We start from the raw sequence: 15389 nt of genomic DNA, 5'->3' as shown, positions 1-15389 counted from the left end.
CATGGAGCTCCTGCGCTATGGCATTCTCGGCATTCTCACCAACTCAATCGGTTACTCGATTTATCTGCTGATTACATACGCTGGCGGAACTCCGAAACTAACAATGAGCCTGCTCTATGCCGCCGGTTCCACTATCGGATTTTTTGGTAACCGTAAGTGGACCTTCTCCCACGACGGAGATGTGCTGAGTGCCGGGGCGCGCTATGTCTTCACCCATAGCCTCGGTTACCTATTGAATTTATCCATTCTCATCGTGATGGTGGACCATCTTGCTTACCCGCATCAGTGGGTTCAAGCCCTGTCGATATTTGCAGTTGCCGGCTTTCTTTTCCTGATGTTCAAGTTCTTCGTATTTCCAAAATCGTCGATTGCTCAGAGAAGCGAGACGTAGGCATGCGCAACCCTCTTCAACGGGGTCGAACCACCTCGGCCCACTCGCACACCTCGGCATACGGATAGTCTTCCAGCACTGCAAACCCCGGAATCCCTCGCGCCTTGAGTTTGGTAAAAAGCGGCACGCTGATGCCGCACAAGAACCGCGTCAACCGTTCGGCTCCCGGCAGCTGGCCGCTATGGGCTTGATGCCTGTGGATAAAATCGCCGCACAGCGCCTGGAAGTTTTTATCCACAAGCGGCGGCAACACCGGCGGCTCTGGTAGCCGTGCCACCTGCCCATGGCACACCGAGCAGTGCCCGCACTGCTGCGGAGCGTTTTCGTCGCCAAAGTACTGCGCCAACCGGTAACCCAGGCAGTGTTCGGTGGCGAACAGATCAAGCATTGCGTGGATCCGCGCGATCTCGGTCGTTTCGTGCTGTTTGAAATAGCCGTGTAATTCACCACTCAGGCGCCGGGCGTCGAAGTCAGTCACCAGCAGGCTGTACACCTCGGTCATCTGCTTGCTTTCAAGCTCTACCCAGCCCTTCTCCTGGAAGTAATCCAGCGCTTTGACCACGCGATTACGCTCGGCCTGATGCTGTTGATACAGCGCATCGAAATCCACCGTGGCCCAGGTTCGTGCGCGGCTGGAGGTCTGGATGATTGCAGCAACAAAGTCCCGTCGCTCGCCTTCGAATCGTGCCAGCAAGGCTTCTGGCTCCAACAGAAACTTGAAGCGATATTCAGCAAAATACGCATAGCGCGGGGCGATAAGACCACGCAGTTCCAACTGCACCAGCAACGTCTTGAGCGGCAACTGGCGAATGTTGCTCTGATCGGCCAGCGGCCCGAGCAAAAACTCCCACTGCCCGTCCGGCGCGGCAGCTTGCAACTCATCCAGCACACAGCGGATGCCATCCAGCTCCGGCGTGTCACCGTAAACGAAGTTTTCCAGCACGTTGAGGCTGTCGCGGTTGGCCAGCACCAGGCAGTCGGACGGCTGCCCGTCACGCCCGGCGCGGCCGATTTCCTGACTGTAGTTTTCGATGGATTTGGGCAAATCGAAATGCACAACGTTGCGGATATCGCTCTTGTCGATGCCCATCCCGAACGCGATGGTGGCCACAATGCAATTGGACTGCCCGCCCATGAACCGACGCTGAATCGCCTCCCGCTGCTCATGGGGCAAACCGGCGTGGTAGGCCTCGGCCTGAAGACCGTGCTGGCTCAGATGCTGGGCAATCTGCTCGGCGGTTTTCTGCAAGGTCACGTAAACGATGCTCGGTTGACCAGCGCGCTGGCCCAGCCATTCCACCAGGCGTCGACGCTTGTCGTGACCGCGTACCGGTTCAACCAGCAAGTTCAGGTTGGGCCGGTAGAAACCGGTGGTCACCACATCGTCCGGCGCGATGGCGAACTTCGCCTGCATGTCGGCGATCACCTTCGGCGTAGCGGTGGCGGTCAGCAGCAATGCCTGCGGGATGTTGAACTGACGCTGGTAGTCCGGCAGCTTCAGGTAGTCGGGGCGAAAGTTGTGGCCCCACTCGGAAATACAGTGCGCCTCGTCCACCACCAGCAGCGAGATCGGTACTTGCTGCAAGAAATTGCGAAAACGCTCGTTCTTCAGGCGTTCGACGGAAATCATCAGGATCTTCAGTTCGCCGGAACGGGCACGCGCCATGACCGCGTTGGCGTCATCGCGGCTCTGGGCCGAGTCGATACTCGCCGCCGCAATCCCGTGGCGTTGCAAAAAACTCAACTGATCCTGCATCAACGCCAACAATGGCGAAACGACCACGGTCAGGTGCGGCAAGAGCAACGCCGGCAGCTGATAACACAAGGACTTGCCAGACCCGGTGGGGAAAATCGCCGCCGCCGAGCGCCCGGCCAGCACCGCACTGACCGCTGCTTCCTGGCCGGGCCGGAACTGTGGATAACCGAAGACCTGTTCGAGGGTGTTGTGCATAAGCTGTCACTCCGTTGACCGCCGCCATGCCAAAAGCCTAGTCGGCATGAACCGCGAGTCGAGAATAGGTCGGGCGCAAAAACAATACGGGATGATACCGCGAGAGGGAGGCGGGCTCGTTGGCAGAACGAACCCGTTGGCAGAAGAAAACAGCCGCCGCGACTACAGCTCTGCGTGGCAATCCACCCACTTCACGCCGTTGCCCTGGTTGGCCGCGATCAATGCCGGGACGGCTTTGGGAGCCTTGTCGTGGATATCGTGGAACAGAATGATCCCGCGGCGCCACAACAGCATCAGCGTCTGTACGCGCTGGGTCGCGGCACTGGCGCTGACCTGCTTGCTCCAGTCCTGTGAGTCGATGCCCCAGAGCATCACCTTCAACCCCTGGGCCTTGAAGAACTGCGCGCTGTCGCTGGCACGCTGCCCGTAGGGCGGACGGAACAACGGCTGATAATCGTCCGGCATGGTGCCGCGCACCAAGGTCACCGAGCGGCTGACAGACGATTGCCATTCACTCCAGGCGCTGTGGGATTTGTGCTGCCAGCCATGCAGGGCGACGCACTGGCCGCTGTACAACGCCTGCATTGCGGCCGGCGAAGATTTACGCAACCGTGCCTGAAACGGTTCGCCCAACACAAAGAAAGTACCGTGCAGGTCGTGGGCACGCAGCACGTTGGCCATTGCGTCGGTATGACCGCCCGCTGCACTCGGACCATCATCGAAGCTCAACAGGAACTGCCGATCGGCCAGTTCATCGCCTGTCAGCTCGGCATCATCGAAGCGCTCGATTTCACTGCTGATTTTCGGGAACAACGCCGCCAGGCGCAGTTGTTCATTCAAGTACTGCTCGTGAAACACCTGGCTGGCCTTCGCCCACGGCGCATACGCGGGGCTGGTGTCGCCGGTGAAACCCGCCGCCAGTTGCCGCAAGTCCCCCAGGCCCCGAACCTGTGGACAGAACATCTCCTTCTCGCAGTCCTGACTGGCGCTGCGGTAGTTGCTCAACAAGCGATCCCAGAATCGTTCGCGCACCTGCGCCACCGATTTCAAATCGACTTCCTTGACCCCCAGTCGCTGCTTCAACGTGGTTTCGTCCAGCGTTTCACTGGCCAGTAGCGCTTTGCCAAACATCAGGATTTCAGCCCGCGACGCGGTGTCAAAACCCGTCACGGTCGCCAGCGAAGCCGGCCAGCCACTGCGATCAATCGTTGCGAACACCGTCGGCCCTGCCGCTTTCGCGGTGCTCGTCATCAGACCAGCCAGCAGTAACGGTGCAACAAAACGAACCCACATATCGGTCTCCAAAAATGAACAACGCGCCAAAAGCAGCGCGTTGCGGGATCAGCTCAACGCCTGCCAATCAGCGGTTTTTCACCCGCTCGATGGCCTTGTCGTACACCGCGTTGGCTTTTTGCTCCCTGGCCAACTGGTAGTGACGCAGTGCGTCGGCAAACTGGCCCGCGTCTTCGTAGATACGGCCAATGTTGTAGTAGGTGCTGGCGCGCAAAGTGTCGGCCGAGCGGCCGTTGGCCAACGCGATGGCCTTGCGACTGGCCCAGAGTGATTCAGCTATTTTGTCGCTTTTCTGATACGCCAGACCGAGGTTGCTGTAGGCCTGGGCGTAGGCGTCATCCAACCTGACAGCTTCCAGGAACAAGTCAACGGCCTGGTAGTACTTGCCGTCTCGGTAGGCCACTTCGCCTCTTCGATTCAGCTCTTTCGCATCGTTTTGCGGGACGGCGCTCCTTACCACCATGGACGTCGCCATCTTGTCATCGAGCAATGAGGTCATATCGTTCAGCACATCGGCAGCATCGTGATAAACGCCGCTCAGGCCATTGATGTCCTGGAGATCACCTTTGCCGGTGATGCGGAACACCGTCCACAGGTTGCCCTTGACGTTCTGCGGCACGTAATAGGTGCGCACCAGCGTCTGGCCCATGTACACAAAGACCTTGGCCTGGCTGTTGGAAAGCTGACGCGAGTCCAGGTTGCTGGCGTTGTTGTAGTCATGCACCGCGTAGACGTAGGTCTCGCCGAAGTGTTTTTTACTCAGGGAAATAGTTTCCGGGCCATAGCTGTCGGTGTCGTCGACATCCAGCTGCGCATCAGCCCCCCACTTGTTCTCGAAGTAAACATGGTTGCCAGGGAAGAACAGGTGGGCATCGAGGTCTTCCGGGAGCGACCCCCAGCTGAGCACCACACGCAGGCTGTCGAGGTCCTGCATCACCGGGCTGAGGGCATAGGTCATGCTCTTGCACGGGCACTTGACCACCAGGTCGGAGTAGCCGGCTTTCTTGATGATCAGCAAATTGCTCGCGTCATCAGCAAAATCGGTGTCCAGGGTGACCCGACCCTGAGCATCGGTGCGACCCGTTACGTTCTGCGCGCCGTTGCGTTGCAACAAGACTTCGGCGTCAGCGATCTTCTGATCCTTGACCACCGCGCTCAGCACCTCGATCGGCAACTGCTGCGCCTGCACCGAAAACACTGCGGACCACAGCGACAACACAGCAGCCAGACGAAGCAATCGCATACCCAATTCCCTTTAAGTGCCAACACCGGACATCGCGAAATGTCCTACAGATTCTCGCGCGCACCATACAGAGGTTTTCCCGCGCGCGCCTTAGATTCGCGCAAGAAACCCAGCGTCTACAGGAACCCCTGTACGCGTCTCGGGGTGAGCGCCGGGAGGGCAGGGAAAGCCTTACAGTGCTCGGCTTTACTGACGATTGGTGGCGACCGGGTGGCAAAAACCAACCTGTCTCGTCCTGTCGATTGGGCTACACTTGAGCCCTGCATCGAGAGGTAAACGTGATGAGCGAACTGACGTTCCAGCAAAAACAGGAGCATTACGACAAAATCCGTCGTTCGAACTGTTTGGCCAGCCTGCGTCTTGAAGGTTTTCACACCAGTCCGGCGGACGTAGAAAAACCACTCCCCAGCCGGGAAGCCATCCTCAAGAAATACCGTCAGAATCCGCAGTAATGTCGGACAAGTACGGGGTTGGCCAAGACCCCTATTGCTATCCAGGCACAGAAGTTCTGCGCAACCGCCTCAATATTCATGACGAAGCGCTACTCAGTGAAGCCGAGCGAGAGCTGTACGAACTGGTAGCGGCCAGTAGTATCACGCTGGCTCCCCCTCCTTACGATCTGCCATTTCTGCAACATATCCATCACGTCCTTTTTTCGGACATTTATGAGTGGGCTGGCCAACTCAGAACGGTGAACATAAGAAAAGGTGACACTTTCTTTTGTACCTCCGAGCGCATCCTCGTAGAGGCCCGGAAAATCTTCGCCACCATGGAAAAACGCGCCTGGTTCATGGATACGACCAAAACCGAGCTGGTTGTCAGGGTTGCCGAAGCTTATGGCGATCTCAATGTCATCCATCCTTTTCGTGAGGGCAATGGCCGGGCCCCAACGCATTCTGTTCGAACAAATCATTGTGAACGCGGGGTTTTCAGTCGACTGGTGGCTGGTCAATGACGCGGCATGGGTGCCCGCCAACATCGATGCGGTGGCATGCGACTATCGGGGCCTGGAAGCTATTTTCGAGCGCTGTATCAGCTAACAGCTGCAATCCCCGACATTTATAACCTTCGTCGCCTCACGGACTGCCCACCATGAACCTCGCCCCCCACTTCCCCGACGACCATGCCATGCACCTGCTCATGCAGGTGTTGCACGAAGAACTTAGCCTGCCGGAACGCAAGACCATCCGCCTCGACACCTCGATCAATTTCGACCTCGGCGCCGACGGTGCAGACGCGCAGCACTTGATGGAAGCGCTGGAAGAACAGTTCGGCATCGACTTCGTCGACTACGACGCCTATCGCTACTTTCATCCCGAAGGCTACGATGTTGCCCTCAAACGCAGGGCCAAGGGACGTGGCGACAAACTCCCGCTGACCATTGGCATGCTCTACAAGGCAGTCAAGACACAGCGATGGGACACAGGGACGTTGGAAAGCGGTAACGCGACTATGACGATTCCATCAGCGAAAATCGTAAGCCCCCAGCCATAAGTGGAATTATTCTGCCTGTTTAGCCAAGTTTTCACTTGAATAATGGCAGTTACAACGATCTGTCATATCCAGGTCAAACTGCACAGAAGGGGAGTTAGCGTACAAGACAGGCTGCTTGTGTGATCTTTGAGCCCTGCCAACGCACTCACCCATAACTGCTATTATTCTGGTAGTTAAAGCCTAAAAGCGAAGGAATAATGGCACATGGCTAAGAAAACAGCGCCACTCCTGCCCTCCACAAACAAACTGCTCTACGAGTTTGGTGAGCGCCTGAAACTGGCTCGGCTGCGCCGAAAACTGACTGCCAAGCAAGTGGCCGAAAGGGCTGGCATGTCACTGACCACATTGCGCTCTCTGGAGTCAGGCGGATCAGGTGTGACGATGGGCGCCTATTTGTCAGTGATGCAGGTGCTCGGCCTGGAGAAAGACGTGAGCAAGCTCGCCGCCGTGGATGAGGTGGGGCGCCAACTGCAAGACGCGCAATTAACACCGGGAGCCAACCGCGCCGCCAACAAACGCCAACGAGCTCACAGCGTGAGGCCAACAAAAACATCGTCTCTTGTTAGCGACAAGACGACGGAAGTGATTGAAGCCCCCGCCTCAAAACTGAATCTTGCCCATGATTTCCCAATCAACACCCACTCTTTATCCAGTTTGTTGACCCAGAAGAAAAAGCCTAAGCCTACGACAGGTGAAAAATGACACTGATCGCCGTGTATGCCGATTGGGAATCCTTGAACGGTCCCAGGCGTCTTGGGTTCCTCCACGCTAACAAGGTCCGCTCCAACAACGTATTCGAGTTTGAGTACGACGCTGCTGCATTGGCCAATCCTGAGTTGAACTTCACACCGCTCGATCCTCGTATCGGGCTCTACGAGGGCCGACAATTCCCCGGCCAACATCAATCACGCTTTGGCGTTTTTGCCGACTCAAGCCCGGATCGCTGGGGTCAATTGCTGATGAAACGGCGACTGGAACGAGACATCCGTGACGGACTGGTCCCCAAAGACAGCAAGCTGTACGAGTCGGATTTCCTTTTAGGCGTTCATGACCTTTATCGGGTCGGGGCAATCCGCTACAAGCTCAATGACGAAGGCAACTTTCTGGATGATCGCGATGGGTTGGCAGCCCCACCCTTCGTCGAGTTACGCGCCCTGGAGCAAGCAAGTCGCGCCTTGGAAGACGATCCGGATAACACGTCACCCGATGGACGCGAGTGGCTGAGAATGCTGATAGCGCCCGGTGGTTCTCTGGGCGGGGCCAGACCCAAAGCCAGTGTTGCCGATGAGCAAGGGCATTTGTGGATCGCCAAGTTCCCGAGCACACGCGATGACTATGACGTCGGCGGTTGGGAAATGGTGGTGAATGCCCTTGCGAGTCATTGTGGATTGCGGGTCGCAACCGGCATCGCACGCCGCTTCGCCAGTGACCATCACTGCTTCATGGTCAAGCGTTTCGACCGTACCGAAAATGGCGGCCGACTGCACTTTGCCTCAGCCATGACGATGACCGATCGGGTTGACGGCGACGACGCATCGGTAGGTGCCAGCTATCTGGAATTGGCTGAAGTGCTCATTAATCACGGTTCAGAAACCAAGGCAGATCTGCGCGAGTTGTGGTCCCGCATCGTGTTCAACCTCCTGGTCTCCAATACCGACGACCACCTGCGCAACCATGGTTTTATCCTTGACCCCGGTCGGGGATGGCGCCTTTCCGATGCCTACGACATGAACCCGGTCGCTCACGCCGATGGGTTGAAGCTCAACATCACAGACTCCGACAACGCGCTGGATCTGGAACTTGCTCGTGAAGTGGCCGAGTACTTTCGTGTCAGTCGTGTCGATAGAGAAGACATTATCGAGAGCTTCCAAGAGGTCACCAGCCAATGGGCAACACTGGCCGGTGCGTTGGGGATTTCGAGACGTGAACAAGACAACATGGCGTCAGCGTTTCGGCTTTCGGGGAGTCAGTCTTAACGGAGGGGTAATTGGACGCCATCCCATCCCTCAACAATGACGCCTATCGCTACTTTCATCCCGAAGGCTACGATGTTGCCCTCAAGCGCAGGGCCAAGGGACGTGGCGACAAACTCCCGCTGACCATTGGCATGCTCTACAAGGCCATCAAGGCTGAATGCCGGGATACGCAGGCACTCGAAAGCCTGTAGCGTTCGCGGCACATAACAATAAGGACATTGCGTGGACGTATTGATGGGCCTGTTGGCCGCTGCACTTTGGGGCGGCACGGATTTTCTGGTGGGCCTCAACGCCCGCGCGGTCGGCGTGAAGCGCGCCGTGTACTTTGGCCAGGCGCTGGGCTTCGTGATCATGAGCCTGCTGCTGATCATCTTCCCCGCCTATCTGCTCAAATCCCTCGCCGCACCACTGAACGTATGGCTGATGGGCGTGTGCGCCGCCGTGCTCACCGTCTCCGGCGCCCTCGCGCTGTCCAAGGCCTTCGCCCTCGGCAAAGCCTCCATCGTCGCGCCGCTGGTGACCTCCTACGGCGTGGTCACTACCTTGTTGTCGTGGGCCAGCGGTGAACACATCAGCCTGATCCAATGGCTGTGCATCGCCCTTTGCGTGTTCGGCGTCATCCTCTCCAGCCGCCATACCGACAGCGGCCTGCCCCACACCACCAGCGCACGCCAATCCATCGTCTACGCCCTACTCGCGGCCGGGTTCTACGGCACCAGTTTCTGGCTGCAAGGCCAATTCATTCTGCCGGTCCTCGGCCCGATCACCATGCTCTGGCTCGCTTACCTCGTGGGTTTCAGCGTGCTGGTGCTGGTCGTCCTGAAGATCAAGGACGGTCTGAAAATCCCTCCGCTGAAAAACTGCATGACCCTCACGGGCGCCAGCCTGATGAACCTGGGCGGTTTCTCGTCGTTCGCCTGGGGCGCGGCGGTGGGCTCGGTGTCCGTGGTGACGGTGATCAGTACATTGTCGGGCGGGATTGCGGCGATTTTGGGGTACGTATTTTTCAAGGAACGGTTGGCGAAGGTGCAGGTGTTGGGGGTTGTTCTGGTGTTGGTGGGGGCGTTTGTGTTGCACCTGAAAACCTGAGCTGAACGCTGAATCGCGCTCACAAAAAAGCCGCCCCTAGAGGCGGCTTTCTCATTACCTCAGATCTCTTACAACTTCGGACCCGCAGCCTTGATCGCGTCGCTCACGTCGAACTTCTTGAAGTTCTCGATGAACAGACCGGCCAACGCCTTGGCAGCCTCGTCGTAAGCAGCCTTGTCAGCCCAAGTGTTACGTGGGTTCAACAGGCCGGTTTCAACGCCCGGTACGGCCAGTGGCACGTCGAGGTTGATGGTGTCCAGGTGCTCGGTTTGTGCACCGATCAACGCGCCGCTCTGGATCGCTGCGATCACGCCGCGAGTGGTCGGGATGTTGAAGCGTTTGCCAACGCCGTAGCCGCCGCCGGTCCAGCCGGTGTTGACCAGGTAGACCTTGGAGCCGAAGCCGCGGATGCGCTTGATCAGCAGCTCTGCGTATTCGCCAGCCGGACGCGGGAAGAACGGTGCGCCGAAGCAGGTGGAGAAGGTCGACTTGATGCCGCTGCCCGAACCCATTTCAGTCGAGCCCACCAAAGCGGTGTAGCCGGACAGGAAGTGGTAAGCCGCTTGTTCTTCGCTGAGGATCGAGACAGGCGGCAGTACGCCGGTCAGGTCGCAGGTCAGGAAGATCACTGCGTTTGGCTCGCCACCGAGGTTTTTCGGTGCGCGTTTTTCGATCAGCTCACGCGGGTAAGCGGCGCGGCTGTTCTGGGTCAGGCTGTCGTCGGCGTAGTCGGCCTTTTTGTTGGCATCGAGTACGACGTTTTCCAGGACTGCACCGTGCTGGATGGCTTTCCAGATAACGGGTTCGTTCTTCTCGGAGAGGTCGATGCACTTGGCATAGCAACCGCCTTCGATGTTGAACACCACGCCCACGCCCCAGCCGTGTTCGTCGTCACCGATCAGGTAACGGCTTTCGTCGGCCGACAGGGTGGTTTTACCGGTGCCGGACAGGCCGAAGAACAACGTGACGTCGCCCTCTTCGCCCATGTTGGCCGCGCAGTGCATCGGCAGAACGTCGACTGCTGGCAGCAGGAAGTTCTGAACCGAGAACAGGGCTTTTTTCATTTCGCCGGCGTAACGCATGCCTGCGATCAGTACTTTCTTGGCCGCGAAGTTGATGATCACGGTGCCGTCGGAGTTGGTGCCATCACGCTCAGGTACGCATTCGAACTCTGGAACGTTGAGGATCTGCCACTCGCCCTTGCCGCCGGCGTTGTACTGGCCAGCTTCAGGGTTGATGAACAGGCAACGGCCGAACAGGTTGTGCCAGGCAGTACCGGTGGTCATTTTGACCGGCAGGTAGTGCGCAGGGTCGGAACCGACGTGCACGTGGGAAACAAAACGCTCGCGCTCGCCGATAAAGGCTTCAACGCGGTCCCACAGGGCATCGAACTTGTCGGCCGGGAACTTGCGGTTGATCGTGCCCCAGGCGATGGCGGCCTGGGTGCTTGGCTCTTCAACGATGAAACGGTCGGCTGGCGAACGGCCGGTACGGTGACCGGTGCGAACAACCAGCGCGCCGGTATCGGCAAGCTCGCCTTCACCGCGATTCAGGGCTTCTTTGACCAGATCATCAACACTCAGATCGGTGTACACGGCGTTATTGGCTTGCGTCATGAGGTTCCCCGTCGGCCAGTGGCCGAGTGCTCCAAACGTTTTGTAGTAGAAAGTCGTGCACTACTACCGCGAAAAAAGTGGGCCGGATTATGCCAGAAACGCCCAAAAAAAGTAGGGCCCTCCCGTCAGGACGGCGTTATTCCGGCGTTTCCCAGGTGATTTACCTGCGCTGAATCGTTTTAGTGACGAGTATCTGACGGTATATCCACACCCGCCCCAGCGAACAATTGAGTGATATCGGCGGCATCAAACAGGTAGCGCTGGTTACAGAACTGGCAATCGATCTCGATATTGCCGCCATGCTCGATGACCAATTCCTGCGCATCTTCCAGACCCAGGCTGACCAGCGCATTGGCCGAACGCTCGCGGGAGCAACTGCAACGGAAGCGCAATTTCTGCACGTCGAACAAACGCACCTGCTCTTCATGATAGAGGCGATGCAGCACAGTTTCGTTGTCCAGGCTCAACAGTTCATCGGCGGTCAGGGTGCTGCCCAACGCGGTGATGTGCTGCCAGCTCGCGGCGCGTTCTTCTTCGTCCTTGAGGCGGTCGGCCGGCAGCTGTTGCAACAGTAGCCCACGGGCGCGACGTCCATCGGCGTGCAGCCAGAAACGTGTACCCACTTGCTGGGACATGACGAAGTAATTGGTGAAGCACTCCGAGAGCGTCTCGCCGTCGAGGTCGACGATGCCCTGGTAACGCTGGCCCTGGCGCGGGTCGACGGTGAGCGCCAACATGCCGTTTGGCATCAGGTCGGCCAGGGTCGCGTCGGGGGCGATCTGGTCCGCCTCGTAACGGGCCAGGCCACGGATCTCGCGCTCGCTGGAGCACTCGATCATCAGCAGCGGCACCGGGCCTTCGGAACGGGCCTGAAGGATCAGCAAGCCATCGAACTTCAAGGTGCCGACCAGCAACGACGCCGCCGCCATCAATTCACCGAGCAGTTGCGCGACCGGCTCCGGATAGGGGTGTTTGGCGAGGACTTCGGCATAGCTACGCTCCAACGCAACCAGCTCGCCGCGCGTGTCGCTGTCATCGAAGATGAAGCGTTGGGTGTAGTCGGTATCCGGTAGATCAGTCATAGGTCTGGGTATCTGAAGTGATGACAAAAGGTGTACGAGGGCCGAAAATCACACTCAAGCACCATTTTGGTGCGTGACTTGAAGCCATGGGAGGCATTTTATGAAGTATCCGGGTTTGTTCCAAGCTAGATGGAACCTCGGCGGATTGGCTCTGTGTAATTTAGTCCCGTTAGTGCTGCTGGGTTTCTGGTTGTGGCCTGTGGGGCAGATGCTCTGTGTGATTTTCGACGAATGGCTTTTTCGCTTGCTCAACGCCCCACTCGCCACGCATTCCACCTGGTTGCAGGTGTGGGCCGTCGCCAGCCTGCGACCTTTCGACGCGGTGGTCGGGGTGATCCTGCTGACGCTGCTGATTCGCGGCAATTGGGTATTCAAGACGACAGAGGTACGACGCGGCTTCTTCGGGTTTTTCTCGATTCTGCTATTGATGGTGGTGATTCGTGCGCTGTTTTCCAAGGTCGCGGCGCACATGGGCTGGCAACATCACAGCCCGTCGATGGTGATCGAGGGTGCCGTGCGCATGAGCGATTACTTCCCGGGGCTGGAAAAAGCCTGGGAGCTCAAGGATCGCTCCAGCCAGAGTTTCCCCGGTGATCACGCCTCGGTGTTGATTATCTGGGCGCTGTTTTTGACCCTGTTCAGCCGCACCTTCGGGCAATTGCTGGTGATCTGGGGCCTGGCGGTGTTGTTCATGATGCCGCGCCTGGTGGCCGGGGCTCACTGGGGGCAGGACGATTACATCGGCGGTTTGCTGCTGGCGGTGTGGGCGTTGGGTTGGGGTTACTTCACGCCGTTTACGTATCACGCTTCGAATTTCTGGCTGAAGGTGACGGCACCCGTCTTCGCGCTGCTGGGCAAGTTGCCGGTGGTTTCGCGGATGAGTGTGGTGTCAGCCGCAAACTGAAGCCTTACTCAATCCTGTGGCGAGGGCGCTTGCAGGAACGCCGCACCGTCCCGCTCGGCTGCGCAGCAGCCGCCAAACCAGTCAATCATTATTGTGTCTTGAAAAACATGATCGACTGAATAGGGCGTCCTTCGGCCGCCAGCGGGAGCAAGCTCCCTCGCCACAATTGTTTCCGGCACCGACTACTCGTCGTTGCTGCTGCCACGAAACTTGAACAGGTCCCGACGCTGTTTCTTGCTCGGTTTGCCATCGGTGCTCACGCCCAAGGCGCCCGCCTTGCGCTGGGCCGCCGCGTTTTCGCGCTTGGCGATGCTGGCTTCGGTCTCGGCGTACAACGCCTGGGCTTCGGGGGCGCCACGGCGGACAATCGATAGCGCCTGGACCACCACGGTGCGCTCATCAAATCCGGCGCGAATCTGCAACTCGTCGCCAACCCTCGGTTCCTTGCCAGGCTTGCAGCGCTCACCTCGACAATGCACTTTTCCGCTTTCGATCGCCGCTTTGGCCAGCGCACGGGTTTTGTAAAAGCGCGCCGCCCACAACCACTTATCGAGACGGACCTTGTCGTCCTCTTCCTGTTTTTGTGCCATGGGTTTTCCTCAATCTGAAATATTTGTGAACTGTACTACCGTTTCTGTCGTGCCCTGAATTTCAGCGTCTGCGCTTACAATGCGCAACGCTTTGGAGCCCGACTCAAGAGCCAGAAATCCAGGCTGTAGATATCTGTCGCCTTTTAACCACTATTCTGCGTGAATACCGCGAATTCGGCCGCTTCGCGGCGCGAGCGGGTTTCTCACCGGTTGAGCACTTTTGAAGACATTTGACCATTTGACCGTCGTGGGTCTGCGCGAGTGGGTGGCGCTCCCTGATTTGGGAGTCGCGGGCCTGCGGGCGAAGATCGACACCGGTGCCAGCACTTCCAGCCTGCACGCCACCGAGATCGAGCCGTTCGAGCGCGACGGGGAAACGTGGGTGCGCTTCAACGCGCACCTGGGCACGGTCGTGCAACTGCGTCACCGGCGCTGTGAAGCACCGCTGGTGACGATGAAAACCATTAAAAGCTCCAATGGCCACGCGCAGGTGCGCTACGTGATCAGCACCACCCTGGCGCTCGGCGATCGGGTCTGGCGGGTCGAATTCACCCTCGCCTGCCGCAAGTCCATGCGTTATCGCCTGTTACTCGGTTCCAAAGCCCTGATCGACGGCCAGTTGGTAGTCAATCCGGGCATTAAATACGTTCAAGACAAGCCGGTGTTCCCGGTGTCCACTACCTCTGCCACAGGTGTTGCATGAAGATCGCTGTGCTGTCGCGAAACCCGCGTCTGTATTCCACTCGTCGTCTGGTTGAGGCCGGCACCGAGCGTGGCCATGAAATGGTGGTGATCGACACCCTGCGTGCCTACATGAACATTGCCAGCCACAAGCCGCAGATCCACTACCGCGGCAAGCCACTGGAAGGCTTTGATGCGGTGATCCCGCGAATTGGCGCTTCGGTGACGTTTTATGGCTGCGCGGTGTTGCGCCAGTTCGAAATGATGGGCGTGTTCCCGCTCAACGAGTCGGTGGCCATCGCCCGCTCGCGGGACAAGCTGCGCTCGCTGCAACTGCTCTCGCGTCGCGGTATCGGCTTGCCGGTCACCGGTTTTGCTCACTCGCCGGATGACATTCCCGACCTGATCGACATGGTCAACGGCGCTCCGCTGGTGATCAAGGTGCTGGAAGGCACCCAGGGCATTGGCGTGGTGCTGTGTGAAACGGCGACGGCGGCAGAATCGGTGATCGAGGCGTTCATGGGCCTCAAGCAGAACATCATGGTGCAGGAATACATCAAGGAAGCTGGTGGCGCAGACATCCGCTGCTTCGTGGTCGGCGACAAGGTGATTGCCGCCATGAAGCGTCAGGCCAAGCCTGGCGAGTTCCGTTCCAACCTGCACCGCGGCGGCAGCGCCAGCCTGATCAAGATCACCCCGGAAGAACGCATGACCGCGTTGCGTGCGGCCAAGGTCATGGGGTTGGCGGTGGCGGGCGTGGATATCCTGCGCTCCAACCACGGGCCGCTGGTGATGGAAGTGAACTCGTCGCCGGGGCTGGAAGGCATCGAGACCACCACGGGCAAGAACGTGGCGGGGATCATCATCGAGCACCTGGAGAAGAACGGCGGGCCGAACATGACTCGAACCAAGGGCAAGGGTTAAGGCTCACTCCGCTCCCCTGTGGCGAGGGCGCTTGCTCCCGCTCGGCTGCGCAGCCGCCGCAAACCCGGCAACCGTGTTTTATCTGCAAGAACGCGGCTGTCGGAATTGGGAGTCCTTCGGCCTCCAGCGGGAGCAAGCTCCCTCGCCACAGGGGT

The 15389-nt window shown here is 58.6% G+C and carries 16 protein-coding genes and 1 pseudogene; 11 read left to right on the top strand and 6 right to left on the bottom strand.

The features are described from left to right. Nucleotide 1: 1 nt before the first annotated feature. Complete coding sequence (locus AABM54_RS01385) at nt 2-391, top strand: GtrA family protein (RefSeq protein WP_347903238.1); 390 nt, start codon at nt 2-4, stop codon at nt 389-391. A 16-nt stretch (nt 392-407) separates the two neighbouring features. On the opposite strand, the gene AABM54_RS01380 is transcribed toward AABM54_RS01385, so the two are convergent. The 3 genes from AABM54_RS01380 to AABM54_RS01370 form a co-directional block, all read right to left on the bottom strand. After that, nucleotides 408-2342, bottom strand: a complete 1935-nt coding sequence (locus tag AABM54_RS01380; RefSeq protein WP_347903237.1) for an ATP-dependent DNA helicase RecQ — start codon at nt 2340-2342, stop codon at nt 408-410. A 162-nt stretch (nt 2343-2504) separates the two neighbouring features. Then, on the bottom strand, nt 2505-3635 hold the full coding sequence (locus AABM54_RS01375; protein WP_347903236.1) for a polysaccharide deacetylase family protein: 1131 nt from the start codon (nt 3633-3635) through the stop codon (nt 2505-2507). Between the two features lie 67 nt (nt 3636-3702). Next, nucleotides 3703-4878 carry a tetratricopeptide repeat protein gene (locus AABM54_RS01370; RefSeq protein ID WP_347903235.1) on the bottom strand — a complete coding sequence of 392 codons (1176 nt, stop codon included), beginning with the start codon at nt 4876-4878 and terminating at the stop codon, nt 3703-3705. Nucleotides 4879-5159: 281 nt separating this feature from the next. Here AABM54_RS01370 and AABM54_RS01365 point away from each other — a divergent pair, with 281 nt between their 5' ends. From AABM54_RS01365 to AABM54_RS01335, 7 genes and pseudogenes are all read left to right on the top strand, one after another. After that, nucleotides 5160-5330 (top strand): YhfG family protein, encoded by a 171-nt coding sequence (locus tag AABM54_RS01365; protein ID WP_347903234.1) that lies wholly within the window; start codon nt 5160-5162, stop codon nt 5328-5330. After that, nucleotides 5330-5918 (top strand): annotated as a pseudogene (locus tag AABM54_RS01360) (putative adenosine monophosphate-protein transferase Fic). Before AABM54_RS01365 ends, AABM54_RS01360 begins: the two are co-directional and overlap by 1 nt. A 52-nt stretch (nt 5919-5970) precedes the next feature. Continuing rightward, nucleotides 5971-6372 carry a DUF1493 family protein gene (locus AABM54_RS01355; protein ID WP_347903233.1) on the top strand — a complete coding sequence of 134 codons (402 nt, stop codon included), beginning with the start codon at nt 5971-5973 and terminating at the stop codon, nt 6370-6372. A 204-nt stretch (nt 6373-6576) separates the two neighbouring features. Continuing rightward, nucleotides 6577-7074: a helix-turn-helix transcriptional regulator gene (locus tag AABM54_RS01350; protein ID WP_347903232.1), complete on the top strand. Its 498-nt coding sequence runs from the start codon at nt 6577-6579 to the stop codon at nt 7072-7074. Beyond that, nucleotides 7071-8348 carry a HipA domain-containing protein gene (locus tag AABM54_RS01345; protein ID WP_347903231.1) on the top strand — a complete coding sequence of 426 codons (1278 nt, stop codon included), beginning with the start codon at nt 7071-7073 and terminating at the stop codon, nt 8346-8348. The genes AABM54_RS01350 and AABM54_RS01345 overlap by 4 nt, the downstream gene beginning before the upstream one ends. An 11-nt stretch (nt 8349-8359) precedes the next feature. Continuing rightward, nucleotides 8360-8539, top strand: a complete 180-nt coding sequence (locus tag AABM54_RS01340) for a hypothetical protein (protein WP_347906311.1) — start codon at nt 8360-8362, stop codon at nt 8537-8539. A gap of 43 nt (nt 8540-8582) precedes the next feature. After that, nucleotides 8583-9437, top strand: a complete 855-nt coding sequence (locus tag AABM54_RS01335) for an EamA family transporter (RefSeq protein ID WP_347906116.1) — start codon at nt 8583-8585, stop codon at nt 9435-9437. A gap of 68 nt (nt 9438-9505) precedes the next feature. Here AABM54_RS01335 and AABM54_RS01330 read toward each other — a convergent pair whose 3' ends face one another. Continuing rightward, nucleotides 9506-11053 carry a phosphoenolpyruvate carboxykinase gene (locus AABM54_RS01330; protein WP_347903230.1) on the bottom strand — a complete coding sequence of 516 codons (1548 nt, stop codon included), beginning with the start codon at nt 11051-11053 and terminating at the stop codon, nt 9506-9508. Nucleotides 11054-11232: 179 nt separating this feature from the next. Next, the gene (gene hslO / locus AABM54_RS01325; RefSeq protein ID WP_347903229.1) at nt 11233-12135 is read right to left on the bottom strand and encodes an Hsp33 family molecular chaperone HslO; all 903 of its coding nucleotides are present in this window, start codon (nt 12133-12135) and stop codon (nt 11233-11235) included. A 100-nt stretch (nt 12136-12235) separates the two neighbouring features. On the opposite strand from hslO, the gene AABM54_RS01320 reads away from it, so the two are divergent. Next, the gene (locus AABM54_RS01320) at nt 12236-13039 is read left to right on the top strand and encodes a phosphatase PAP2 family protein (RefSeq protein ID WP_347903228.1); all 804 of its coding nucleotides are present in this window, start codon (nt 12236-12238) and stop codon (nt 13037-13039) included. A 182-nt stretch (nt 13040-13221) separates the two neighbouring features. Here the strand turns inward: AABM54_RS01320 and AABM54_RS01315 are convergent, their stop codons facing one another. After that, nucleotides 13222-13629 (bottom strand): S4 domain-containing protein, encoded by a 408-nt coding sequence (locus tag AABM54_RS01315; RefSeq protein ID WP_347903227.1) that lies wholly within the window; start codon nt 13627-13629, stop codon nt 13222-13224. A gap of 220 nt (nt 13630-13849) precedes the next feature. On the opposite strand from AABM54_RS01315, the gene AABM54_RS01310 reads away from it, so the two are divergent. Together AABM54_RS01310 and rimK are read left to right on the top strand one after the other, a co-directional pair. Further along, nucleotides 13850-14332, top strand: a complete 483-nt coding sequence (locus AABM54_RS01310) for an ATP-dependent zinc protease (protein WP_347903226.1) — start codon at nt 13850-13852, stop codon at nt 14330-14332. Then, entirely contained in the window at nt 14329-15234 is a 906-nt protein-coding gene (rimK, locus tag AABM54_RS01305) for a 30S ribosomal protein S6--L-glutamate ligase (protein ID WP_007949201.1), read from the top strand. Before AABM54_RS01310 ends, rimK begins: the two co-directional genes overlap by 4 nt. Nucleotides 15235-15389: the final 155 nt, after the last annotated feature.

Origin of the sequence: Pseudomonas purpurea, from assembly GCF_039908635.1 — a bacterium.
GTDB classification, from domain to species: Bacteria; Pseudomonadota; Gammaproteobacteria; order Pseudomonadales; family Pseudomonadaceae; genus Aquipseudomonas; species Aquipseudomonas purpurea.
Note: the sequence above shows the minus strand (reverse complement) of the source record. Positions and strands in the feature narration are given on the sequence as shown.